This is a genomic window from Streptomyces sp. ISL-10 (genome assembly GCF_018614575.1).
In the GTDB taxonomy this organism is placed as follows: Bacteria; Actinomycetota; Actinomycetes; order Streptomycetales; family Streptomycetaceae; genus Streptomyces.
In genome coordinates this window covers 603,171-625,884 of record NZ_JAGGOJ010000011.1, presented here as the reverse complement: position 1 = coordinate 625,884, position 22,714 = coordinate 603,171, and the positions used below count along the sequence as shown (strand labels likewise).

The 22,714-nt window shown below is 70.1% G+C and carries 18 protein-coding genes; 8 read left to right on the top strand and 10 right to left on the bottom strand.

Annotated features, from left to right (window positions below; genetic code table 11):
• Positions 1-169: 169 nt before the first annotated feature.
• Together J7E88_RS15450 and J7E88_RS15445 are read right to left on the bottom strand one after the other, a co-directional pair.
• Positions 170-1,189 carry a slipin family protein gene (locus J7E88_RS15450; RefSeq protein ID WP_215181210.1) on the bottom strand — a complete coding sequence of 340 codons (1,020 nt, stop codon included), beginning with the start codon at positions 1,187-1,189 and terminating at the stop codon, positions 170-172.
• 176 nt (positions 1,190-1,365) lie between these two features.
• Complete coding sequence (locus J7E88_RS15445) at positions 1,366-1,521, bottom strand: DoxX family protein (RefSeq protein WP_215181208.1); 156 nt, start codon at positions 1,519-1,521, stop codon at positions 1,366-1,368.
• A gap of 183 nt (positions 1,522-1,704) precedes the next feature.
• On the opposite strand from J7E88_RS15445, the gene J7E88_RS15440 reads away from it, so the two are divergent.
• Positions 1,705-1,962, top strand: coding sequence for a DUF6343 family protein (locus J7E88_RS15440; RefSeq protein ID WP_215181206.1), 258 nt, complete (start codon positions 1,705-1,707; stop codon positions 1,960-1,962).
• A 75-nt stretch (positions 1,963-2,037) separates the two neighbouring features.
• Here the strand turns inward: J7E88_RS15440 and J7E88_RS15435 are convergent, their stop codons facing one another.
• The 4 genes from J7E88_RS15435 to rpsA all read right to left on the bottom strand — a co-directional run bounded on the left by J7E88_RS15435 (position 2,038) and on the right by rpsA (position 6,076).
• Positions 2,038-2,406: a tetratricopeptide repeat protein gene (locus J7E88_RS15435; RefSeq protein WP_215181204.1), complete on the bottom strand. Its 369-nt coding sequence runs from the start codon at positions 2,404-2,406 to the stop codon at positions 2,038-2,040.
• A 124-nt stretch (positions 2,407-2,530) separates the two neighbouring features.
• Positions 2,531-3,136, bottom strand: coding sequence for a dephospho-CoA kinase (coaE, locus tag J7E88_RS15430; RefSeq protein ID WP_215181202.1), 606 nt, complete (start codon positions 3,134-3,136; stop codon positions 2,531-2,533).
• A 50-nt stretch (positions 3,137-3,186) separates the two neighbouring features.
• Positions 3,187-4,125, bottom strand: coding sequence for a PAC2 family protein (locus tag J7E88_RS15425; protein ID WP_215181200.1), 939 nt, complete (start codon positions 4,123-4,125; stop codon positions 3,187-3,189).
• 448 nt (positions 4,126-4,573) lie between these two features.
• Positions 4,574-6,076 carry a 30S ribosomal protein S1 gene (rpsA, locus tag J7E88_RS15420; protein WP_215181198.1) on the bottom strand — a complete coding sequence of 501 codons (1,503 nt, stop codon included), beginning with the start codon at positions 6,074-6,076 and terminating at the stop codon, positions 4,574-4,576.
• A gap of 355 nt (positions 6,077-6,431) precedes the next feature.
• Between rpsA and J7E88_RS15415 the strand changes: the two genes are divergently transcribed.
• Together J7E88_RS15415 and hrpB are read left to right on the top strand one after the other, a co-directional pair.
• A complete protein-coding gene (locus tag J7E88_RS15415) occupies positions 6,432-7,235 on the top strand; it encodes a class I SAM-dependent methyltransferase (RefSeq protein ID WP_215181196.1) in 804 nt (267 codons plus the stop codon).
• Positions 7,236-7,569: 334 nt separating this feature from the next.
• Entirely contained in the window at positions 7,570-10,221 is a 2,652-nt protein-coding gene (gene hrpB / locus J7E88_RS15410; protein ID WP_215181194.1) for an ATP-dependent helicase HrpB, read from the top strand.
• A gap of 124 nt (positions 10,222-10,345) precedes the next feature.
• On the opposite strand, the gene J7E88_RS15405 is transcribed toward hrpB, so the two are convergent.
• From J7E88_RS15405 to J7E88_RS15395, 3 genes are all read right to left on the bottom strand, one after another.
• Positions 10,346-11,347 carry a DUF3068 domain-containing protein gene (locus tag J7E88_RS15405; RefSeq protein WP_215181192.1) on the bottom strand — a complete coding sequence of 334 codons (1,002 nt, stop codon included), beginning with the start codon at positions 11,345-11,347 and terminating at the stop codon, positions 10,346-10,348.
• Between the two features lie 11 nt (positions 11,348-11,358).
• Positions 11,359-11,496 (bottom strand): SPW_0924 family protein, encoded by a 138-nt coding sequence (locus J7E88_RS15400; RefSeq protein ID WP_215181190.1) that lies wholly within the window; start codon positions 11,494-11,496, stop codon positions 11,359-11,361.
• A 175-nt stretch (positions 11,497-11,671) separates the two neighbouring features.
• Positions 11,672-13,381, bottom strand: coding sequence for a lytic transglycosylase domain-containing protein (locus tag J7E88_RS15395; RefSeq protein WP_215181188.1), 1,710 nt, complete (start codon positions 13,379-13,381; stop codon positions 11,672-11,674).
• Between the two features lie 215 nt (positions 13,382-13,596).
• On the opposite strand from J7E88_RS15395, the gene J7E88_RS15390 reads away from it, so the two are divergent.
• Positions 13,597-14,400 carry a DUF4184 family protein gene (locus tag J7E88_RS15390; protein WP_215181186.1) on the top strand — a complete coding sequence of 268 codons (804 nt, stop codon included), beginning with the start codon at positions 13,597-13,599 and terminating at the stop codon, positions 14,398-14,400.
• 44 nt (positions 14,401-14,444) lie between these two features.
• On the opposite strand, the gene polA is transcribed toward J7E88_RS15390, so the two are convergent.
• Positions 14,445-17,099, bottom strand: a complete 2,655-nt coding sequence (gene polA, locus J7E88_RS15385) for a DNA polymerase I (RefSeq protein ID WP_215181563.1) — start codon at positions 17,097-17,099, stop codon at positions 14,445-14,447.
• A gap of 368 nt (positions 17,100-17,467) precedes the next feature.
• Here polA and J7E88_RS15380 point away from each other — a divergent pair, with 368 nt between their 5' ends.
• From J7E88_RS15380 to J7E88_RS15365, 4 genes are all read left to right on the top strand, one after another.
• Positions 17,468-19,747 (top strand): FdhF/YdeP family oxidoreductase, encoded by a 2,280-nt coding sequence (locus J7E88_RS15380; RefSeq protein WP_215181184.1) that lies wholly within the window; start codon positions 17,468-17,470, stop codon positions 19,745-19,747.
• Between the two features lie 52 nt (positions 19,748-19,799).
• Positions 19,800-20,258: a PaaI family thioesterase gene (locus tag J7E88_RS15375; RefSeq protein ID WP_215181182.1), complete on the top strand. Its 459-nt coding sequence runs from the start codon at positions 19,800-19,802 to the stop codon at positions 20,256-20,258.
• Positions 20,259-20,505: 247 nt separating this feature from the next.
• Entirely contained in the window at positions 20,506-20,907 is a 402-nt protein-coding gene (locus J7E88_RS15370) for a hypothetical protein (protein WP_215181180.1), read from the top strand.
• Positions 20,908-21,434: 527 nt separating this feature from the next.
• Positions 21,435-22,667 carry a branched-chain amino acid ABC transporter substrate-binding protein gene (locus J7E88_RS15365; protein WP_215181179.1) on the top strand — a complete coding sequence of 411 codons (1,233 nt, stop codon included), beginning with the start codon at positions 21,435-21,437 and terminating at the stop codon, positions 22,665-22,667.
• Positions 22,668-22,714 lie beyond the last annotated feature (47 nt).

Genomic DNA, 22,714 nt, shown 5'->3' with positions numbered 1-22,714 from the left:
CGGGCCCGCGTCTGCGGTCGATAACCCGTCGATGGCCCGGCCCCCGTTCGCCAGGCGCGCCAGAGCGCGGAATCGGGCAACCGGTGTGCATCGCCGGCTCAGGACGGCGATGTCTGCCCAGAACTCTGGCGAGCCCCAGGGCCCTGGCGAGCGGACCAGTTGCGCACACTCACGCGGCAGGGGTGGATGTCGTGGGCGGTGCGGGCCGGTGGCCGGACGGCCCATCGGCCGGCGGAGCGCCCCGCTGCTCCCGACCCTGCCCCTCCGGCGCAAGCGGTGCCTGGCCCGCATCGGGGACCTCGGGCGCAAGCGGTGCCTGGCCCGCATCGGGGACCTCGGGCGCGATCGGTACCGGCTCGTGCGCGGTCCCGCCGCCCGTCACCTGCTGTTGAGGAGCGGGCTGGCCCACGGCCCCGGGCTGGGCACCGGGCTGCTGGGCACGCTCCAGGAAGCGCAGCAACTCGACGGGGAAGGGCAGGACCAGTGTGGAGTTCTTCTCGGCGGCGACGGCGACCACGGTCTGGAGCAGTCGCAGCTGCAGGGCGGCGGGCTGCTTCGACATCTCCCCGGCGGCCTCCGCCAGCTTCTTCGACGCCTGCAGTTCGGCGTCGGCGTTGATGACTCGCGCCCGGCGCTCGCGGTCCGCCTCGGCCTGCCGCGCCATCGAGCGCTTCATGGCCTCGGGCAGCGAGACATCCTTGATCTCCACGCGGTCGATCTGGACCCCCCAGCCGACGGCGGGGCTGTCGATCATCAACTCCAGGCCTTGATTGAGCTTCTCGCGGTTGGAGAGCAGGTCGTCCAGGTCGCTCTTGCCGATGATCGAGCGCAGTGACGTCTGCGCCATCTGCGACACCGCGAAGCGGTAGTCCTCGACCTCGACAATGGCGTTGGCAGCGTCGACGACCCGGAAGTACACGACCGCGTCGACGCGCACCGTCACGTTGTCGCGGGTGATGCCTTCCTGGGCGGGCACCGGCATGGTGACGATCTGCATGTTCACCTTGTGCATCCGGTCGACGATCGGAATGATCATGGTGAATCCGGGCGTGCGGACCTCACGGCGCAGCCGACCGAGCCGGAGGACCACGCCCCGCTCGTACTGCCTGACCACGCGGGCGGCCGCCATCGCATAGGCGACGCCTCCCGTCAGGGCGGCAATGCCGGCCACCACCAGCTCCTCGACCATGGGGGCACCCCCTGTTGTCGGGCCGCAGACTGCACTACCACGGTATGACCGTTATGCCCTGAGGACGAGCCCTCATCCGCGAGTGCCGGCCGTCGGCCCGTGCAGCACCAAGGCGACGACAGAGACGGTCCGGTCGCGGCGGACGCGTGCCACGATCGCCAGGAGGACGAAGAAGATCACGGGGGTGATCGCGTACTCGCCGTCGAGACGGTGATCTGGGTGACGAACGCGCCGATCATCAGCCCCATCAGAGCGATTGCGGAGACACCGGCGAGGATCGGGATCACGAGAGCGACGGCACCGGCGAGTTCCAGACCACCGACCAGGTACACGTACCAGTCGCCGTACCCGATCCTGTCGAAGCCCGGTCCGCCCTCTCCCCTGTCTTCTTTGCGGTCCGGGGACCCATCGTTCCCGACCGTCCGCGTCCTTCTGCCGCTCTGCCCAGAGCCAGGGACACGTAGGTCTTCGCCGCGCGGGTACACAGAGGGATAAGGGTGGAAGATGTGACGGCTATGCGTACCGGAAACGAACCGATCACCGCCCGCAGTCCCCTGCGGCTGCGGCTCTGGCTCGGCGTCTGGGGTCTGATCTGGACCGCGGCCGGCACGGCTGTGTTCGCATGGGCCGGGCGCCCGGGCTGGGCAGCCGCCTTCGGGGCTTTGTTCCTGGTCGTCGCCGTGGACGTGGTCATGGTCATCCGGCACATGCGCCAGGGACCGCACTATCAGCCCGGCCGGGACGTTCCTCCGTACGAACCGGATCACGGCTGACGCGTTGGGCCCGAACCGCCAGCGAGGGCCCGCCGCCTCTCGGGGACGAGGCCGGGCCCCGGGGGCGGTCGAATGTCAGGACTCGCCGTCGAAGCGGGCTGCCCGCAGGTACTCCGGATTGGGATCCAGCGCTGCCGCCAGACGGAAGTGCCGCTTCGCCTGCTCGGGCCGACCGGAGCGCTCGAAGGTGCGGGCCAGCGCGAAGTGGGCGAAGGCGTTGTCCGGCTCCCGCTCCAGGACCAGCTCGAATTCGAGCTCGGCAGGGCGCAGTTGCGCCGCGGCGAAAAAGGCCCGCGCGCGCAGCAGCCGCGCGGCGGTGTTCTCCGGGTGGGCGGCGATCACTGAGTCGAGCAGCTTCACGGCGCCACGCGGATCACGCGCGGCCAGCAACTGCTCGGCCGCGCGGTAGTCGATGACGTGCGTCTCCGGGTTGCTGTTGGGCACGCTGCGATCCTTCCCCTCACGTCGTTGTTTCAACACCGCCTGCCGCAGCGGTATTCCGGCCACGTGAACCCGCGACGGACCGTTCCCGCCAGGCGGCGTACGCACCGACGGGCCGGAGGCGTGGCTACCGCCCGGCGGAGGCCCTGCGGGTCAGTTCGTCCCACACCTTGCGGACCTGCGGTTCCAGCTCCGCGAGCGGACCGTCGTTGTCGATGACGAGGTCGGCGATCTCCAGCCGCTGCTCACGTGTGGCCTGCGCCGCCATCCGCGCCCGGGCGTCGGCCTCGCTCATACCCCGCAGCCGTACCAGGCGGTCGAGCTGTGTCTCGGGCGTGGCGTCCACGACGACCACCAAGTCGTACAGCGACGCCAGGCCGTTCTCGGTGAGCAGCGGTACGTCGTGGATCACCACGGCATCCGGACCCGCGGCGGCCTCCAGCTCACGTGAGCGCGCGCCCACCAGCGGGTGCACGATCGCGTTGAGCGTGGCGAGCCGGTCGGGGGCGTTGAAGACGATCGCCCCGAGCCTGGGCCGGTCCAGCGTGCCCTCGGGCGTCAGGATGTCCGGTCCGAAGGCGTCGACGACGGCCGCGAGTCCCTCGGTGCCGGGCTCGACCACCTCACGCGCGATCCGGTCGGCGTCGATGAGCACCGCGCCGTACGAAGCAAGGAGCCGGGACACTTCGCTCTTCCCGGCGCCGATTCCACCGGTGAGGCCCACTTTCAGCATGCGCGCAGCCTACGTGAGCGCCGCGCGCCCCTGTCCGGCCCCCGGGCCGGCTACGCGTCGCCCTCCCTCTCCGCGAGGAAGCGCTCGAATTCGCGGCCGATCTCGTCCGCGGACGGCAGGTCGACGGGCTCGGCGACCAGGCTGCCCCTGGTCTCGGCGCCGGCCATCGCGTCGTACTGGTGCTCAAGGCCCTGAACGAGTGCCACGAGTTCCTCGTCGCCCTCGCGGATCTGCCGCTCGATCTCCGTCTGTGTGCGGTGAGCCTCTGTGCGCAGCGTGTGCGCGACTGCCGGAAGAACCAGCCCCGTCGCGGCGGTGATCGCCTCCAGAGCGGCGAGCGCCGCGTCCGGGTAGGCGGAGCGAGCGACGTAGTGCGGAACGTGAGCCGCGACACCGAGCACGTCGTGGCCCGCCTCCATCAGGCGGTACTCGACGAGCGACTCGGCACTGCCGGGCACCTGAGCCTCGTCGAAGGGGCTGCGGTGGCCGGGCATGAGGTCGGTGCGGTTGCCGTGGGGGGTGAGGCCGACCGGGCGGGTGTGCGGCACACCCATGGGAATGCCGTGGAAATTGACCGCCAGGCGTACGCCGAGCCGTTCGACGATCTGGGCCACTGCTGCCGCGAAGCGCTCCCACTCGACATCCGGCTCGGGGCCGGACAGCAGCAGGAACGGGGTGCCCGTGGCGTCCTGGACGAGCCGTACCTCCAGCGACGGGGTCTCGTAGGCGCTCCAGCGGTCGCGGCGGAACGTCAGCAGCGGGCGGCGGGCACGATAGTCCACCAGCCGGTCGTGGTCGAAACGCGCCACCACCTGGTGGGGAAGCGAGGCGAGCAGGCTGTCGACGATCTGCTCGCCGGTCTCACCCGCGTCGATGTAGCCGTCGAAGTGGTACAGCATGACCAGGCCCGCCGACTCCTGCGCGAGCGCCATGTCGACGACCGCCAGGCCCTTCGGCTCCCATTCGTACAAACCCTGCGGATCAAGCACGATTACCGCTCCTCCTCGTGTCCCTGAGGAAGAACGCCTGATGGTGCGCGGTCATTCCCGTTCCGCCGGTGAACGAGCTGCGGCGGGCCGCCAGTTCACAGCCCGGTCCGGACGCAGCCGCTTCTGGTACAGACCCTGACACCCCATGGGGCGTCTCTGGCGCCTGTGGGCTCATGTTCACATACACATCCGTTAACCATGAACGAGAACACCCTGGACCTCGCATCCCACGAGAAGGCACGCCCATGCGCGCCCGAAAACTGGTCCCCGTCCTGGTGGCCTCCATCGCCACCGGTGGCCTGTCACTGCTCGCCGCTCCTGCCGGGGCGGCCACGGTCATCGATGTGGACACGGCGTCCGAGCTCAAGGCGCCGGGAAACGCGGTGAGGCCCGCTCCCCAAAGGGAGCGGGCCTCACGTCAGCTGTTCACCAGCCCGTGGTCAGAGCCTCAGCTCTGGCCGCCGGCCAGCTTCTCGCGCAGGGCGGCCAGCGCCTCGTCCGACGCCAGGGCGCCGGAGTTGTCGTCCGACTCCGAGGAGTACGAGCCGCCGGAGGCACCCGCCGGGGCGCCGGCCGGAGCGGCGGTGCCACCCTCGGCAGCAGCGGCCTCGTCGGCCTCGCGGGACTTGATGACCTGAGCCTGGTGCTGCTCGAAGCGCTGCTGCGCCTCGGCGTACTGGGTCTCCCACGCCTCGCGCTGGGCCTCGTAGCCCGGCAGCCAGTCGTTGGTCTCCGGGTCGAAGCCCTCGGGGTAGATGTAGTTGCCCTGGTCGTCGTAGGACGCAGCCATGCCGTACAGGGTCGGGTCGAACTCGACCGAGGCCGGGTCGGCACCGAAGGACTCGTTGGCCTGCTTCAGCGAGAGGCTGATGCGACGGCGCTCGAGGTCGATGTCGATGACCTTGACGAAGATCTCGTCGTTGACCTGGACGACCTGCTCCGGGATCTCCACGTGGCGCTCGGCCAGCTCGGAGATGTGGACCAGACCCTCGATGCCCTCGTCGACGCGGACGAACGCACCGAAGGGAACGAGCTTGGTGACCTTACCCGGGACGACCTGACCGATCTGGTGGGTCCGGGCGAACTGCTGCCACGGGTCCTCCTGCGTCGCCTTCAGCGACAGGGAGACACGCTCGCGGTCCATGTCCACGTCGAGAACCTCGACGGTGACCTCCTGGCCGACCTCGACAACCTCGGACGGGTGGTCGATGTGCTTCCAGGACAGCTCGGAGACGTGGACGAGGCCGTCGACGCCACCCAGGTCCACGAAGGCACCGAAGTTGACGATCGACGAAACGACGCCGGAGCGGACCTGACCCTTCTGCAGGGTGGTGAGGAACGTCTGGCGGACCTCGGACTGGGTCTGCTCGAGCCAGGCGCGGCGGGACAGGACCACGTTGTTGCGGTTCTTGTCCAGCTCGATGATCTTGGCCTCGAGCTCCTTGCCCACGTAGGGCTGGAGGTCGCGGACACGGCGCATCTCGACGAGGGAGGCCGGCAGGAAGCCACGGAGGCCGATGTCGAGGATGAGACCACCCTTGACGACCTCGATGACGGTACCGGTGACGATGCCGTCCTCTTCCTTGATCTTCTCGATGGTGCCCCAGGCACGCTCGTACTGGGCGCGCTTCTTCGAGAGGATCAGGCGGCCTTCCTTGTCCTCCTTCTGAAGGACCAGGGCCTCGATCTCGTCGCCGACCTTGACGACCTCGTTCGGGTCGACGTCGTGCTTGATCGAGAGCTCGCGGCTCGGGATGACACCTTCGGTCTTGTAACCGATGTCGAGCAGGACCTCGTCCCGGTCGACCTTCACGATGACGCCGTCGACGATGTCGCCGTCGTTGAAGTACTTGATCGTCTCGTCGATCGCGGCGAGGAAGGCTTCCTCGTTACCGATGTCGTTGACCGCAACCTGCGGGGTGGTGGCGGTGGTCTCGGTGCTGCTCGTCATGTGGGAAAGGGCTCCGGTACGGACATTGAAGTCGTAGGTACTGCTACGCCGAGAGCCCGTATCGCAGCTGCAGAAGACCGGACAGCCTAGGAAGCGCCGATCCAGGAGTCTGGAGGCGCCTCGTGAACCGAGGGGACATACATACAGATGCGAGCGCGGCCTGCTCCGTCTGAGGCGCGCAGGCCCGCAGCGCAACTTGTAGCATACGGGGGCAGCCGGACACGGTCAATGCGCGAAGCCGCACACCCGGGGCAGAAGACCGCATACCCGGCACAACTAATGTTTGCCGAGGCCACAATGGCCTCGTTGTCGCCCGCCAACGGCGGGCGATACGCAAACTACAACGACGGTGACGATGAGCCAAGAATTCGAACCGGAAGCGACCCGCCGTGACGCCGGAGACGCGGAGAGCACCCGGGCAAACCGCGGCTGGTGGGACCGGAACGCCGACGAGTACCAGCAGGACCACGGCGCCTTCCTCGGCGACGACCGCTTCATCTGGGGCCCGGAGGGGCTCGACGAGGCAGAGGCCGGACTGCTCGGCCCGGCCGGCTCCCTCAAGGGCCTGAATGTCCTGGAGATCGGTGCCGGGGCGGCGCAGTGCTCTCGCTGGCTGGCGGCACAGGGCGCGCGGCCCGTGGCACTCGACCTCTCCCACCGCCAGCTGCAGCACGCGCTGCGCATCGGCGGGGACGTGCGGCTCGTAGAGGCGGACGCGGGGACGCTCCCCTTCCGGGACGGCTCTTTCGACCTGGCCTGTTCCGCCTATGGCGCGGTGCCGTTCGTGGCCGATCCGGTACGGGTCTTCCGCGAGGTCAGGCGGGTGCTGCGGCCGGGCGGGCGGTGGGTCTTCTCGGTGACGCACCCCATCCGGTGGGCCTTCCCGGACGAGCCCGGGCCCGAGGGGCTGTCCGTGGCGTCCTCGTACTTCGACCGCACGCCGTATGTCGAGCAGGACGAGCAGGGGCGCGCCGTCTACGTCGAGCACCACTGCACCCTGGGCGACCGGGTGCGGGAGGTGGTGGCGGGCGGCTTCCGGCTGGTGGACCTGGTCGAGCCGGAGTGGCCGGCGTGGAACGGCCAGGAGTGGGGCGGCTGGTCGCCGCTGCGGGGAAATCTGATCCCGGGAACGGCGATCTTCGTCTGCGAGCGGGATTGAGGGACGGACGGGCCCGAGTGGTTGCCGAGGGTCCGGCGGGACCGAGCGGTCGCCGAGGCTTGGCGAGACCAAGCGGTCGCCGAGGCTTGGCGAGACCAAGCGGTCGCCGAGGCTTGGCGAGACCGAGGGATTGAGCAGTCACCGGCATCAGGCGCGACCGACGGGACTGAGCGTCGCCGATCCTACGGCCGACTGCCGCAGGTCATGGGCGCGTCACCGGCTCCTGTGGCCAGGGCCTGTCACCGACTCCAGTTAAGTCATATGAACTCAAGAGTATTGGTCCTCTGTGGACAACCCTGAACGGCGCATCGGCGGTCCGTACGAAACTGATGACGTGATCCGAACCGACGCAATCGACCGCCTTCCCGTCCGCCACGCAGTGCCCGAGCTGCTGGCCGCGCTCGACGAGCGCGGCACGGCCGTCCTGCACGCCCCGCCCGGCACCGGCAAGACGACGCTGGTGCCGCTGGCGCTCGCCGGGTTCATAGGGGACGGCCCGCAGCGGCGGGTGCTGGTCGCCGAGCCGCGCAGGATGGCCGTGCGGGCCGCCGCGCGCCGGATGGCCTGGCTGCTGGGTCAGGACCTGGGCGAGGGGGTCGGGTTCTCCGTGCGCGGTGAGAGGAGGTCCGGCCCCCGCACACGCGTCGAGGTGGTCACGACGGGCGTGCTGCTCCAGCGGTTGCAGCGCGACCCCGAGCTGCCCGGCGTGGACGTGGTCCTGCTCGACGAGTGCCACGAACGGCATCTCGATGCCGACACCGCCCTCGCCTTCCTGGTGGACGTGCGGGCGACGCTGCGTCCGGACCTGCGGCTGATCGCGGCATCCGCTACCAGCGACGCCGAAGCGTGGTCCGAGCTGCTGACCCGGCTCGACGGCTTGGGCCCCGCACCCGTCGTCCGCAGCGAGGGCCAGGGGTATGGAGCGGAGGTCCACTTCGCGCCGCCGCCCGCCGGTATCCGCCCGGCGCACGGCACCTGGGTCGATCCGCAGTTCCTGCGGCATGTGGCGGCGACCGTACGCCTGGCCCTCGACCGTCACGACGGGGACGTCCTGTGCTTCCTGCCGGGCACGGGCGAGATCGCGCGCACTGCAGGGATGCTCGACGGGATGGACGCCGAGGTGTTGCAGCTGCATGGGCGGGCGCCGGCAGCGGTGCAGGAGGCGGTGCTGCGTGGAGGTGACCGGCGTCGGGTCGTGCTGGCGACATCCGTCGCCGAGTCCAGCCTGACGGTGCCCGGGGTGCGGGTCGTCGTCGACTCGGGCTTGGCCCGGGAGCCGCGGGTCGACCATGCCCGGGGGCTGGGCTCACTGGCGACGGTGCCCGTGTCCGCGGCGGGCGCGACGCAGCGGATGGGCCGGGCGGGCCGGGAGGCGTTCGGCACGGTGTACCGCTGTTGGTCGGAAGCGGACGACGTCCGGCGGCCGCGCCACCCCTCCCCGGAGATCAGGATCGCCGATCTTGCCTCCTTCGCACTGCGGACGGCCTGCTGGGGGGATCCGGACGCCGGGGGCCTGGCCCTTCTGGACGCACCTCCCACAGGCGCGATGGCTGCCGCACGTTCCGTGCTGAGTGCCATCGGCGCCGTCGACGACAGCGGCCGGGCAACCGACCGCGGGATACGGATGGCACGGCTCGGCGTGCACCCGAGGCTGGCCCGCGCTCTGCTCGACGGTGCACCGGACGTGGGTGCCCGGCGCGCGGCGGAGATCGTGGCGCTGCTGAGCGAGGAGCCGCCGCGCGAGTACGGCGACGACCTGGCGGGGGCATGGCGCACGGCGCGGCGCGGCGGCGACGCGTACGGCGCGCGGTGGCGGGCCGAGGCGGGCCGTCTGCTGTCGTCGTTGTCCGCTGCGTACCGGACGAAGGCCGGGGACGCCGAGCAGGCCGAGCAGGCCGAGCAGGCGATGAACGGCGCCGGCAGCGGTGCGGGCACGGTGGCGGCCGGGCGGGGGTTCGCCGGCCTCGACACGAACGAAGGCGGTCCCGGGACCGCGGCCATGGGACAGGACGCCGCCGCAGGGCTCGTGGCGGCCCTCGCCTTCCCCGAGCGGGTGGCGCGGGCGCGTGGGGAGCAGTCGTTCCTCATGGTGTCCGGCACCAGGGCCGAGGTCGGGGACGGCTCCCGCCTGCGGCAGGCTCCATGGCTCGCCGTCGCGGTGGCCGACCGGCCCGCTCATGCGGCCTCCGCGCGGGTGCGACTGGCGGCCGTCGTCGACGAGGAGGCGGCGCGCGCCGCCGCGTCGCATCTGCTGTCCGAACAGGAGGAGGTGCACTGGGAGGACGGGGACGTGGTCGCGCGGTGGGTGGAGCGTCTCGGCGCGGTGGAGCTGTCGGTGCGACCGCTCGGGAGTGCCGATCCGGGTCTGGTGCGGCAGGCGCTGCTGGACGGGCTGAGCCGGGAAGGTCCCGGGCTGCTGCACTGGACACGTGAGGCCCACCGGCTGCGGGAGCGGCTCGCGTTCGTGCACCGGGTGCTGGGGGCGCCGTGGCCGGACGTGTCGGACGCCGCGCTGCTGGAGCGGGCCGGGGACTGGCTGGAGCCCGAGCTGTCCCGGGCGGCGCGGCGGGCTGATCTCGGCCGTATCCGGGCCGGCGAGGCACTGCCGCGTCTCCTGCCATGGGCGACGGGGGATGCGGCGCGGCTGGAGGAGCTGGCGCCGGAGCGGATCGAGGTGCCGAGCGGGTCACGGATACGGGTGGAGTACGGCGGGGAGCAGCCGGTGCTGTCGGTGAAGCTCCAGGAGATGTTCGGTCTGCGGGAGACGCCGACGATCGCGGGAGTGCCCGTGCTGGTGCATCTGCTCTCCCCGGCAGGGCGGCCTGCCGCGGTCACGGCGGATCTGGCCTCGTTCTGGCGGGAGGGCTACCGCTCCGTGCGGGCGGAGCTGCGCGGGCGCTATCCCAAGCACCCGTGGCCGCAGGACCCGGCGACGGCTGAGCCCACCCGCCACACGAAGGCCAGAGCCGCGCGCTCCTCGCCCTAGGGGCGGAGGCGGATCCGGGGCGAGACCGAACGGGGGCGGGGACCGGTCCTGGCGATGGTCGGCCGAGCCGGTCGGAAGGTACGGGTGGGGCAACCCTGACGCGGTCGCTCTGAGGCGGAAGCGGTCAGGAGGTCCGGGCGGGTTCGGGGCCGGGTGCCGTGGGTGCCGGGGCGGGGCTCTTTGGTCGGCGGCCCCGTGCTTCGAGGACGAGCGCCAGTGTCAGCAAGCCGCCGCCCAGGGTCAGAAATCCCCATGGAAGGAAGGAGGTCATCAGAAGCACGAGCCGTCGCTGGGAGCTCACCAGACCGACCGTGTAGTCGATGTAGTCCTCGCGCATCTTCACATGACCGGCGAACGCCGTGACCTTGTCGCGGCCGCCGAGAAGGGATCCGCCGCGCAGCTCTTCCCTGTGGATCTCCTCGCCGTTGACGGGGGCGCCCGTCACCGGCTCCACCCAGAACATGCGCTTGGTGGTGTACCAGCGGGTGGTCCCCGTCTGCTTCTCCAGGGTGGTGGCGTCCACGCCGGGGATGGGCATCTTCTTCGGGTAGGGCACCTCGGTCCATGGGACGGTCTGCTCGAAGTAGTAGACCTCCAGGCCGCGGAAGGTGCGGGTGCCCTTGTAGTGGATGGGGGCGGAGGTGCGGGTCTGGGCGTCGAAGTAGGCGTAGTCCCGTTTCTCGGTGAGGAAGGGCCACTTGAACTCGATGCCTTCGCGCCGCACGGCGTCGCCGTCGACGGACTCGCCGGTGGCATGGACGGGTTCCTGACTGTGGGCGTCGAAGATGTAGCGCTCGGGGATCTGGGAGACCATCTTGCCGTCGGGGCCCTGGACGTGGGCAAGCGTGTCCCAGACCACCACGTCACGGCCGGCGCTGCGCTCGATGCGATCGGACTCCTCGACGTTGCCCTTGAGGGTCTGGACGATGGTGACCTTGCCGACCTCCTGGGCCTTGAGGGTGCCGTAGTCGAGGAGGGTCGCGGGCTTCGCCTCGAGCACCATCTCCTGGTACTGCCCGGCGGGGATCTTGGCGAGCCGGGGGAAGGCGTACCAGCGCAGCAGGGGGGCGAGGGCCGCGAAGAATACGGCGAGGGCGAGGAGTACGAGTCCGGCTCTGCGGCGCATGGTCCGTCTCCCTACTTCTTGGGACCGGGGACGGTGGTCAGCAGTGGCTTCGGCGAGGTCTCGCCGACGGGTGCGCCGATCGCCGTCACGGTGAGGACCAGGGCAAACGCGGCGGCCAGTCCGATGACGGCGGCGGCGAGGGCACGCATGCTGGGCCTCCCGGGACTCTTAACTGATGCAGCGTCAGGGAGGGGGCACCGTAGCAATGCGACGGTGAGATGAGAACAGCCGATGCGAGCAGAACGGGAGGAACGTACGCGACCGCCCCTCGGCCCGAGGGGCGGAGGGGCGGAGGGGGGGGTGCGGTGCAGGTCCGCGCGGAGGTCAGCCGGTGGACGACGGGGACGGGGAGGGCGAAGGCTCGGCCGGGGCGACGACCTGCAGGTCGATGTCCAGGCTCCCGCCGCCGGGGGTGGTCAGACGCAGGCGGAAGGTGCCCTGATTGTCGTCCGCGTAGACCTTCGGGAGCGTCACCAGGCCGTTGGCGTCGGCCTTGAGGCCGGTAAGGGTGCGGATGGGGTTGCCGTCGGCGTCCTTCCCGAAGTGAGGGCCCTTGCTGTTCACGGCCGCGCTCTCGTCTGACGTGATCATGGTGGCGGTCATCTCGACACCGGCGGCCGCTGCACCGCGGCAGGTCGCCTTGACCTGGATGGCGTCGGCGAACTCGCCACCGGGCTCGGCCGTCTGGGCCTCGCTGCCGATCCGCACGATCGTGTCCGCGACCCGCTGGGTCACAGTGGCGATGAAGTCGACGGGGGCGAGGGTGCGCCCTTCGACGGTGGCGCGCACGGTGAAGGTGCCCGTCTTCTCGCCCGCGCGGAGGGCGGGGGCCGTAGCCGTGCCGTCCGCTCCGGTGAGGAGGAGCACGCTGGTCGCGCCGTCCGGGAAGCGGGTGTCGGTGTCGCCGATGACGGTGAACCGCACGGCCTGGCGCGGCACGGCGTCGCCTCGCAAGTTCTCCACCCAGGCCTTGGCGCGGACGGTGAAGTCCTGCCCGGCCGTCGCGGTCATCCGCCCGGTGCCCGCGTCCTCGATCCGCGAGACGGGCACGGGGATGGGCGCAGGCGTTGCGCCGGAGCCCTCACCAGGCTGGGAGGGTGCGGGGCTCGGAGGCGTCTCCGGCTGGGACGGGCTCGGCGTCGGCTTCGGCGTCGGCTTCGGCGTGGGCTTCGGCTTGGGAGCCGGATTCGGGGTGGGCAGGGGACCGGCGCTGTCGGGGGCATCGTCCACGGGCAGTACACCGGTGCCGTCGGGGACCTGGTGGGTGCCGCGCTTGTAGTACTCGAACCACGACATCACTGTGCGCAGGTACTCCCGCGAGTGGTTGTAGCCGAGGATCGCCTTGTCCAGGTCGTCCTGGACCGTCAGGTCGCGGCCGCCCGCGCAGAGGTAGCGACCGGCGGCGAGCGCGGCGTCGTAGATGTTGTTGGGGTCCTTGCTGCCGTCGCCGTTGCCGTCCTGGCCCCAGGTGGCCCAGGTGGAGGGGATGAACTGCATGGGGCCGACGGCCCGGTCGTGGACGGTGTCGCCGTCGTAGGCGCCGTTGTCGGTGTCGGAGATGTTCGCGAAGCCGACGCCGTTGAGCACCGGGCCCAGGATCGGGGTCAGCGTCGTACCGTTCGCGTTCACCCGGCCACCACGCGCCTGACCCGACTCCACCTTGCCGATGGCCGCGAGCAGCTGCCACGGCAGACGGCACGCCGCATCCGTCTCGGCGAGGCTCTGCTCGGCCCGCTTGTAGGCCGCGAGGACGGTCGCGGGTATGCCCGCCTCTCCTGGACCGGTTACCGGCACATCGCCCGAAGTTCCAGGGGTGTCCGGGGTGTTCAGCGGCGGAAGGTCGGTGTAGTACGGGGAGTTGCCGGTGACCGGCGTGCCGGGCGGAGGGGTGGCGTCGGTCGCCTCCTGGCTTCCCCCCGACGTGGCGGGCGCAATGCCCGGCGCCTGGGAGGCGGAGAGTGCGGCCACGGCAGCCGCGGCAACGGCGGTCGTCGTAGCTCCCCTGCGCAGTCGGCGGCCGAATTGCGCTGCCATACGTCTGGTCCCTCCCCGTCGGCGACTCCTCGCGCTCCCCTGCGCGAAGTCTCTCGTGACCCTAGTGCACCTGCGGGCGGCGTAAAACCGGTCCCTGACCGGTATTCACTGGTTCGCCACCTAGCGGTACTCCGGATTCTGGACCTGCGGCGCACAGAGAGGTCACGCATACTGGGCGGCATTGATCAACAGCGTCGTCACAGGGGACTGACACCATGCCGTTCACCTTGAGCCACGCCGCGGCGGTGCTGCCGGGTATCCGGACGAACGGGGCGGCACGCGGGCCGTTGTTCGCGTCAGGGCTCGTCCTGGGCTCGTTCGCGCCGGACATGACGTACTTCGCGGCGAGTTTCGCGCCGGGCGCGATGGAACTGGGGGAGATGACACACGGCCCCGCGGGTGTACTCACGGTGGACGCCGCCATCACCGTGGTGCTGCTCGCGCTGTGGCTGCTGGTGCGTGACCCGCTGGTCGCGCTGCTTCCCCACGGATGGCAGGCGAGGGTGCACGCGGTGCTGCGGGGCCGCGCGTGGCATGAGCGCCCGCCGCTGACCGCCGCGTTCTGGTTCTACGCCTCGGCGGTGATCGGGGCGACGACGCATGTGGTGTGGGACGCGTTCACCCACTTCGACCGGTGGGGTGTGCGGATGATGCCCGTGCTGGGCGAGGCGGTCGCGGGAATGCCTCTCTACACGTATGCGCAGTACGGGAGTTCGGCGCTCGCGTTTGTCGCGCTGACGTGGTTCTGGGTGTCGGCCCTGCGCCGCGCAGAGCCGGAGACTCCGTCCGGCGCCACTCTGCCGGCGCTCGGTCGGCGTGAGCGCCTCGCGGCCGGGGCGGTGTTGGCGGTGTGCGTGGCCGCGGGCGTCGCACACCGCTGTGTGCGCTGGTACCTGCACTGGGGCCGCATCGACACGCCGCTCGACCTGATCCCGACGGCGTGCTTCGGCGCGGGGGCGGGGCTGCTCGCAGGCCTGGTGCTCTGTGGGGCGGCGGTACGCGTCCGCACCCGCGTGTGACGCCCCAGGACACAGGGCCCTGGGGCGTCACACGCGGCGCGAGCTCAGTGGGCCGCTGACTCCCAGTTCGGGCCGACGCCCACCGAGACGTCCAGCGGCGCCCGCAGGGACACTGCCGAGGACATCTCCTGGCGGACCAGCGCCTCGACCTGCTCGCGCTCGCCCGGAGACACCTCCAGCACGATTTCGTCGTGGACCTGGAGCAGCAGACGGGAGGAGAGCTTCGCCTCCGTCAGCGCGCGGTCCACATTGAGCATGGCCACCTTGACGATGTCCGCCGCGGTGCCCTGGATCGGCGCGTTCAGCGCCATCCGCTCGGCAGCCTCCCGACGCTGCCTGTTGTCGCTGTTCAGGTCGGGCAGATAGCGGCGGCGCCCCAGCATCGTCGCCGTGTAGCCCGTCGCCCGCGCCTCGTCCACGACGCGGCGCAGATAGTCGCGGACACCGCCGAAGCGCTCGAAGTAGGTGTCCATCAGGACGCGCGCCTCGGCCGGCTCGATGTTCAGCTGCTGGGAGAGGCCGAACGCCGAGAGTCCGTAGGCGAGTCCGTACGACATGGCCTTGATCTTCCGCCGCATCTCGGCGTCCACGGCCGACCGCTCCACGGCGAACACCTGGGAGGCGACCGTGGTGTGCAGGTCCTCGCCGGAGGTGAACGCCTCGATGAGGCCCTCGTCCTCCGACAGGTGCGCCATCACGCGCAGCTCGATCTGGCTGTAGTCGGCGGTCATCAGGGACTCGAAGCCCTCGCCGACCACGAACCCGCGGCGGATCGCGCGGCCCTCGTCCGTCCGCACCGGCACGTTCTGCAGGTTCGGGTCGGTCGAGGAGAGGCGGCCCGTTGCGGCGACGGTCTGGCTGAAGGTGGTGTGGATGCGGCCGTCGGCCGCGATTGTCTTGATCAGGCCCTCGACCGTGGACCTCAGCCGGGCCTGCTCGCGGTGGCGCAGCATGATGACCGGCAGTTCGTGGTCGGTCTGGGCCGCGAGCCAGGCGAGCGCGTCCGCGTCCGTGGTGTAGCCGGTCTTGGTCTTCTTCGTCTTGGGCAGATTCAGCTCGCCGAAGAACACCTCCTGCAGTTGCTTGGGCGAGCCGAGGTTGAACTCGTGGCCGACGGCGGCGTGCGCCTCTTTCACCGCCTGCTGCACGGCGCCTGCGAACTGCTGCTCCATGGCCTCCAGATGGGCTCGGTCGGCGGCGATGCCGTGCCGCTCCATCCCTGCGAGGAGCAGGGAGGTGGGCAGCTCCACGTCGTGGAGCAGGTCGGTCGCGCCTACCTCCGTCAGCTTCCCGGCGAATGCCTCACCCAGATCGAGGACCGCGCGGGCCTGGGACATGAGCGCGTCGGCCTCGGCCTGCTCGTCGGCTCCGAAGGCCAGCTGCCCGTCGGCCGCGGCCGGCGCGAGCTCGCGGTGCAGGTACTCGACCGAGAGGGCGTCCAGCGCGAAGGACCGTCGTCCGGGCTTCACGAGATACGCGGCCAGCGCGGTGTCCATCGTGACGCCGGCGATCTCCCAGCCGTGCTCGGGAAAGACCCGCAGGGCCTCCTTCGCGTTGTGCATGATCTTGGGGTGGGAGGGGTCGGCGAGCCAGGCGGCGAACGCCTTCTCGTCGGACTCGTCGAGCTGCGTCGTGTCGAACCAGGCCGCCTTGCCCCCAGCCGCGGCCAGAGCGACCTCGCTGACATTGCCGACGCCGAGCGCCCAGCTGTGGACGGTGGCCACGCCGAGCGGCTGCTTGCCGTGCTGCTCCAGCCAGTACGCCAGCTCGCCGGAACCCAGCACGCTGCCGTCGAGCTCGACGCCGGCGGCGGGTGCCGGAGCCTCCTCCGCCTCGGCGCCCGGGTCGACCGACAGGAGCCGCTCGCGCAGGCTGGGGTTACGGATCTCCAGGACCTCCAGGAAGCCCTTGAGCGCGGTGCGGTCGTAGGCAGCGCGCTCAAGGTCGGCGACCGACTTGGGCAGCTCCACGTCGCGCACCAGCTCGGTGAGGTGGCGGTTGAGCTTGACCGACTCCAGGTGGTCGCGCAGCGCCTGACCGACCTTGCCCTTGACCTCGTCGGCGCGCTCGACCAGCTCGGCGAACGAGCCGAACTGGTTGATCCACTTTGTGGCGGTCTTCTCGCCGACGCCGGGGATGCCCGGCAGGTTGTCCGACGGGTCGCCGCGCAGGGCGGCGAAGTCCGGGTACTGCTGGGGAGTGAGGCCGTACTTCTCCTCGACCTTGGCCGGGGTGAACCGGGTCAGCTCGGAGACGCCCTTGGTCGGGTACAGCACGGTCGTGTGCTCGCTGACCAGTTGGAACGAGTCCCGGTCACCGGTGACGATCAGCACCTCGAACCCGGCTGCCTCGGCCTGCGTGGCCAGAGTGGCGATGACGTCGTCGGCCTCGAAGCCCTCGACGGCGAACCGCACCGCGTTCATCGTGTCCAGCAGCTCGCCGATCAGCTCGACCTGCCCCTTGAACTCGTCGGGGGTCGTCGAGCGGTTCGCCTTGTACTCGGGGAAGTCCGCCGAGCGCCAGGTCTTGCGGGACACGTCGAACGCCACGGCGAAATGCGTGGGCGCCTCGTCGCGCAGCGTGTTCGCCAGCATCGACGCGAAGCCGTAGATCGCGTTCGTCGTCTGACCGCTCGCGGTCGTGAAATTCTCCGCGGGCAGCGCGAAGAACGCCCGGTACGCCAGGGAGTGCCCGTCCATGAGGAGCAGGCGCGGTCGGTTGTCTGCCGTCTTCTTCGATGCTGTCTCAGCCACGGACCCGATCCTGCCACGGACCACTGACATTCCCGACCCACGGTCTGCGGTACCCGGTACGGCCGGAGCCGGGCCGCCACCGGGGGTGAGCGAGCGGTTCCCCGTACGGCCCGGCCCGGGCCGCCGCCGGGGGGCACGTGGTCAGCGCCCGGTCCGGCCGGAGCCCCAACCGCTGCGGGTGATACGTGAGCGCTGCCCGGTACGGTCCGGGCCCGACCCACCGCCGGCGGCGCCCGGTCCGTCGGAGCCACTGTCGGTGGTACGTGAAAGGATCGGAGCCGTACAGCAGGAAACGACGCTCGAAGGAGAGCGCGATGGCCAGCAAGCCGCCCGCAGGTGATCCGGTCCAGGACGCACCCCAGGTCGCGGAGCCGCAGCATGCGGCCGCCGGTCTGCCCGCGATCGGGCACACGCTGCGCATGGCCCGGCAGCAGATGGGCGTGCGCCGCACGGCGCAGACGCTGCTGCAGGTGAACCAGAAGGACGGTTTCGACTGTCCCGGCTGCGCCTGGCCCGAGGGCGACAAGCGCCATGTGGCCGAGTTCTGTGAGAACGGGGCGAAGGCGGTCGCCGAGGAGGCGACGCTTCGCCGGGTCACGCCGGATTTCTTCGCCGCGCACACGCTCGCCGACCTGGCGAACCGCAGTGGTTACTGGCTGGGCCAGCAGGGCCGTATCACCCAGCCCATGTATCTCGCCGAGGACGCCGAACGGTACGAGGCGGTGACCTGGGACCGGGCGTTCTCGATCATCGCCGAGGAGCTGGGCGCACTCTCTTCCCCGGACGAGGCCCTGTTCTACACGTCGGGGCGCACGAGCAACGAGGCGGCGTTCCTGCTGCAGCTGTTCGCCCGCGAGTTCGGGACGAACAACCTGCCCGACTGTTCCAACATGTGCCACGAGTCGTCCGGCTCCGCGCTGAACGAGACGATCGGCATCGGCAAGGGCAGCGTCTCGCTGGAGGACCTGCACCAGGCCGACCTGATCATCGTGGCGGGGCAGAATCCCGGCACCAACCATCCCCGCATGCTCTCCGCCCTGGAAAAAGCCAAGGGCTCGGGCGCACGCATCGTCTCGGTGAATCCGCTGCCCGAGGCGGGGCTGGAGCGGTTCAAGAATCCGCAGACGCCGCGCGGCATGATCAAGGGCGTCCCGCTGACCGATCTCTTCCTGCAGATCCGCATCGGCGGCGACCAGGCGCTCTTCCGCCTGCTGAACAAGCTGGTGCTGGAGACCGACGGTGCGGTCGACACGGACTTCGTCCGGGAACACACCCATGGATTCGAGGAGTTCGCCGCCGCCGCGCGGGCGGCCGACTGGGACGACACGCTCGCCGCGACAGGCCTGGGGCGCGAGGAGATCGAGCGCGCGCTCACCATGGTGCTGGAGTCCAAGCGCATCATCGTGTGCTGGGCGATGGGCCTGACCCAGCACAAGCACTCCGTGGCGACCATCCGCGAGGTGGTCAACTTCCTGCTGCTGCGCGGCAACATCGGCCGCCCCGGCGCGGGGGTGTGCCCGGTGCGCGGCCATTCGAACGTGCAGGGCGACCGCACGATGGGCATCTTCGAGCGTCCCTCGCAGGCGTTCCTGGACGCGCTGGAGCGGGAGTTCGGCTTCGCGCCGCCGCGCCACCACGGCTTCGACGTCGTCCGTTCGATCGAGGCGCTGCGCGACGGCCGGGCCAAGGTGTTCTTCGCGATGGGCGGCAACTTCGTGGGGGCCACCCCGGACACGGAGGTCACCGAGGCGGCGATGCGCAAGGCCCGGCTGACGGTGCACGTGTCGACCAAGCTGAACCGCTCGCACGCCGTCACAGGCCGGCGTGCGCTGATCCTGCCGACCCTGGGGCGCACCGACAAGGACGTCCAGGCGGGCGGTCGTCAGGTGGTCACCGTCGAGGACTCGATGGGCATGGTCCACGCCTCCCGCGGGAATCTGCCGCCCGCGAGCCCGCATCTGCTCTCCGAGCCGGCCATCGTCGCCCGCATGGCGCGTGCTGTGCTGGGGCCGGCGTCGACGACACCGTGGGAGGAGTTCGAGAAGGACTACGGGACGATCCGCGACCGGATCGCCCGGGTCGTTCCCGGCTTCGAGGACTTCAACGAGAAGATCGCCCGGCCGGGCGGATTCACCCTGCCGCATGGCCCGCGCGACGAGCGCCGCTTCCCGACGACCACGGGCAAGGCCAACTTCACCGCGGCCCCGGTCGAGTACCCCGAGGTGCCCGAGGGACGGCTGCTCCTGCAGACCCTGCGCTCGCACGACCAGTACAACACCACGATCTACGGTCTCGACGACCGCTACCGGGGCATCAAGGGCGGCCGGCGCGTGGTGCTCGTCCACCCCGAGGACGCGCGGGCGCTGGGCCTGGCGGACGGTGCGTACGCCGACCTGGTCAGCGAGTGGAAGGACGGCGTGGAGCGCCGCGCGCCGGGCTTCCGGGTGGTCCACTACCCCACGGCGCGTGGCTGCGCCGCGGCGTACTACCCGGAGACGAACGTGCTGGTGCCGCTGGACTCCACGGCGGACACGAGCAACACCCCCGCCAGCAAGTCCGTCATCGTGCGTCTGGAACAATCTCCGACCGCCTAAGCGTTTGCTCAGGCAGTCAGGGAAACGCCGTACGACGATCGGAGCCGGCCCCATGGGCGAGCAGACCACCGTGAAGTTCCCGCAAGAGGTCATCGACGAGTACGCGGAGCTCGGCATAGACCTGCCCGCACTCTTCTCCGCCGGGACCCTGGGCGACCGCATGGGCGTGCAGATCGTCGAGGCCTCGGCGGAGCGGGTCGTCGGCACGATGCCCGTGGAGGGCAACACCCAGCCCTACGGGCTGCTGCACGGCGGCGCCTCCGCTGTGCTGGCCGAGACCTTGGGATCGGTGGGCTCGATGCTGCACGGCGGCTCCTCCAAGATCGCCGTCGGCGTGGACCTCAACTGCACGCACCACCGCGGTGTGCGGTCGGGTCAGGTCACCGGCGTGGCGACGCCGGTGCACCGGGGGCGCTCCACGGCCACCTACGAGATCGTGATCAGCGATGAGCAGGACAGGCGGGTCTGCACGGCACGGCTGACCTGTCTCCTGCGTGACGCCCAGGGCTGAGCCACTGGCCGGCGGCCCGCCCACCGGGCCGCCGCGCCTCACTCGGGACCCTGCCCCGCACCTCCACCGGTACCTCGCTCCAGACCGGCCCCGGGCACCCAGCCCCGCGGCCGCCGGCCGCCCCGCGCAGGACCCCCCGCCCCACCTTCCGCCGCCCGCGCCGCTTTGCGGGCCCGGGGCATGCTTTGCGGGAGCATCGCCGTTCCGGACCGTTGTGTCACCGATGGTGACGGCTTAGCGTTTCCTCATGGGCATGAAGCCGCACTGTCCGGCCACGTGCGCCGTCGGCGTACTCCTGTTCTCGCTCGCCGCCTCCGCCTGTGCGTCCACCCGCTCTCCCGGCTCCTCAGGGCCCTCAACTCCTCTGCCACAGAACACCTCCCCCGCCCAGATATGCACAAGTCTCGTCTCGTACTGGGCCAAAGAGACACTCAACGGCAGCAAATGGTCGGGAATCGACTGGGAACAGAAAGGCCTCTCCAATGACCAGTACGCCCTGCACGAGGAAATCGTCGCCGCAGCACACGCCGAGGAGAGGCGCCAAGGCCGTCGAAAAGCGCTGGAGTTGATCGACCGACAGGCGGAGCAGAAGTGCACGCAGCGCAAGGGCGCGACCGGGAGCTCCGAGAACTGGCGACCGCCGAGCTGACCCGACGTGCCGCATTCCCTGACGAGGAGTCCGAAAATCGGACTATGGCTGATTACAGAGCGCTTCCATCCGCGGCCGATTCACCTCACCGACATGACGCCGCAACAAGATCAACATCCCCGCGTTCGTCACCCTGAGTGACAAAGATCGTGTCCGGAATGCGGTTTCACGCTCACGGTTGCCCGCGGCTCCGATCCCCGCGTAACCCGAGCAAACTCCGATCGGGTGTCAGTACCAAGATCTACCCAAGCCCCTTAGCGGAACTGCGGATTCTCAGCATGTGGGCATTCTGCGCCGTCGACAAAAGCCCGATCTGTCCATACTCCCCCCACACATCTTTGGCCTTGGCATAACAAGAGCGTCACATCCTGACTTCTCGACTCCCTAGGCCCCTCACCTCCGCCTAGAGTCACCGCCAGTCACCGCGCCGAAGGGCGCACCTTCAGCAGGCCGTGTTTCTCCCCAGTACGGCCCGGCGAAGAAACGGCACCTCAGCAGAGGGGGCCGCGCCAGGGAAAGGATTAATCGTGCGCCACCGTTCCTTGCTCATTCTCACCACCATGGTCACCACAGGAGCGCTCACCCTCTCCGCCTGCGGCTCGCGCGACGACAACAAGAGCGGCAACGAGAGTGGCGGCAAGACCACCGTTGTCATCGGTGTCGACGCGCCACTCACGGGTTCCCTCTCCGCGCTCGGTCAGGGCATCAAGAACTCGGTGGACCTGGCGGTCAAGACCGCCAACAAGAACAACGAGGTCCCCGGCGTCGAGTTCAAGATCGAAGCTCTCGACGACCAGGCAGTGCCCGCTTCCGGCCAGGCCAACGCCACGAAACTGGTGGGTAACAAGGACGTTCTCGGCGTCGTCGGCCCGCTGAACTCCGGCGTGGCCCAGTCGATGCAGGGTGTCTTCAACACCGCCAACCTGACCCAGGTCTCCCCGGCCAACACCAACCCGGCGCTCACCCAGGGCGACAACTGGGGCAAGGGCGACAAGAAGCGGCCGTTCGCCACCTACTTCCGTACCGCCACCACGGACGTCATCCAGGGCAAGTTTGCCGCCCAGTACCTCTACAACGACGCCAAGAAGCGGAAGGTCTTCGTCGTCGACGACAAGCAGACCTACGGCGCCGGCCTCGCCGCGATCTTCTCCGACGAGTTCAAGCGCCTCGGCGGCAAGATCGCCGGCACCGACCACGTCACCGTGAAGGAGACCGACTTCTCCTCCACCGCCGACAAGGTCAAGGCCTCCGGCGCGGACTCCGTCTACTTCGGCGGCCAGTACCCCGAGGGCGGCCTGCTCTCCGACCAGGTCAAGAAGGCCGGAGCGAAGATCCCCACCATGGGTGGCGACGGCATCTACGACCCCGCGTTCATCAAGGCCTCCGGTGTGGCCAACGACGGCGACCTCGCCACCTCCGTCGGCTACCCGGTCGAGAAGCTGCCGACCGCCAAGAAGTTCATCGACGACTACAAGGCCGGCGGCTACAAGGACGCGTACGCGGCCTACGGCGGCTACTCCTACGACGCCGCCTGGAGCATCATCCAGGCCGTCAAGGCGGTCGTCGCGGCCAACGACGGCAAGGTTCCGTCCGACGCCCGCAAGAAGGTCGTCGACGCCATGTCCAAGATCTCGTTCGACGGTGTGACCGGCAAGGTCTCCTTCGACGAGTTCGGCGACACCACCAACAAGCAGCTCACCGTCTACGCGGTGAAGGGCGCCGACTGGACCGACGTCAAGTCCGCGACCTTCGAGGACTGATCCCGGACGGACCGGCCACCGGTCCACTCCGCCGGCACCCACCGAAA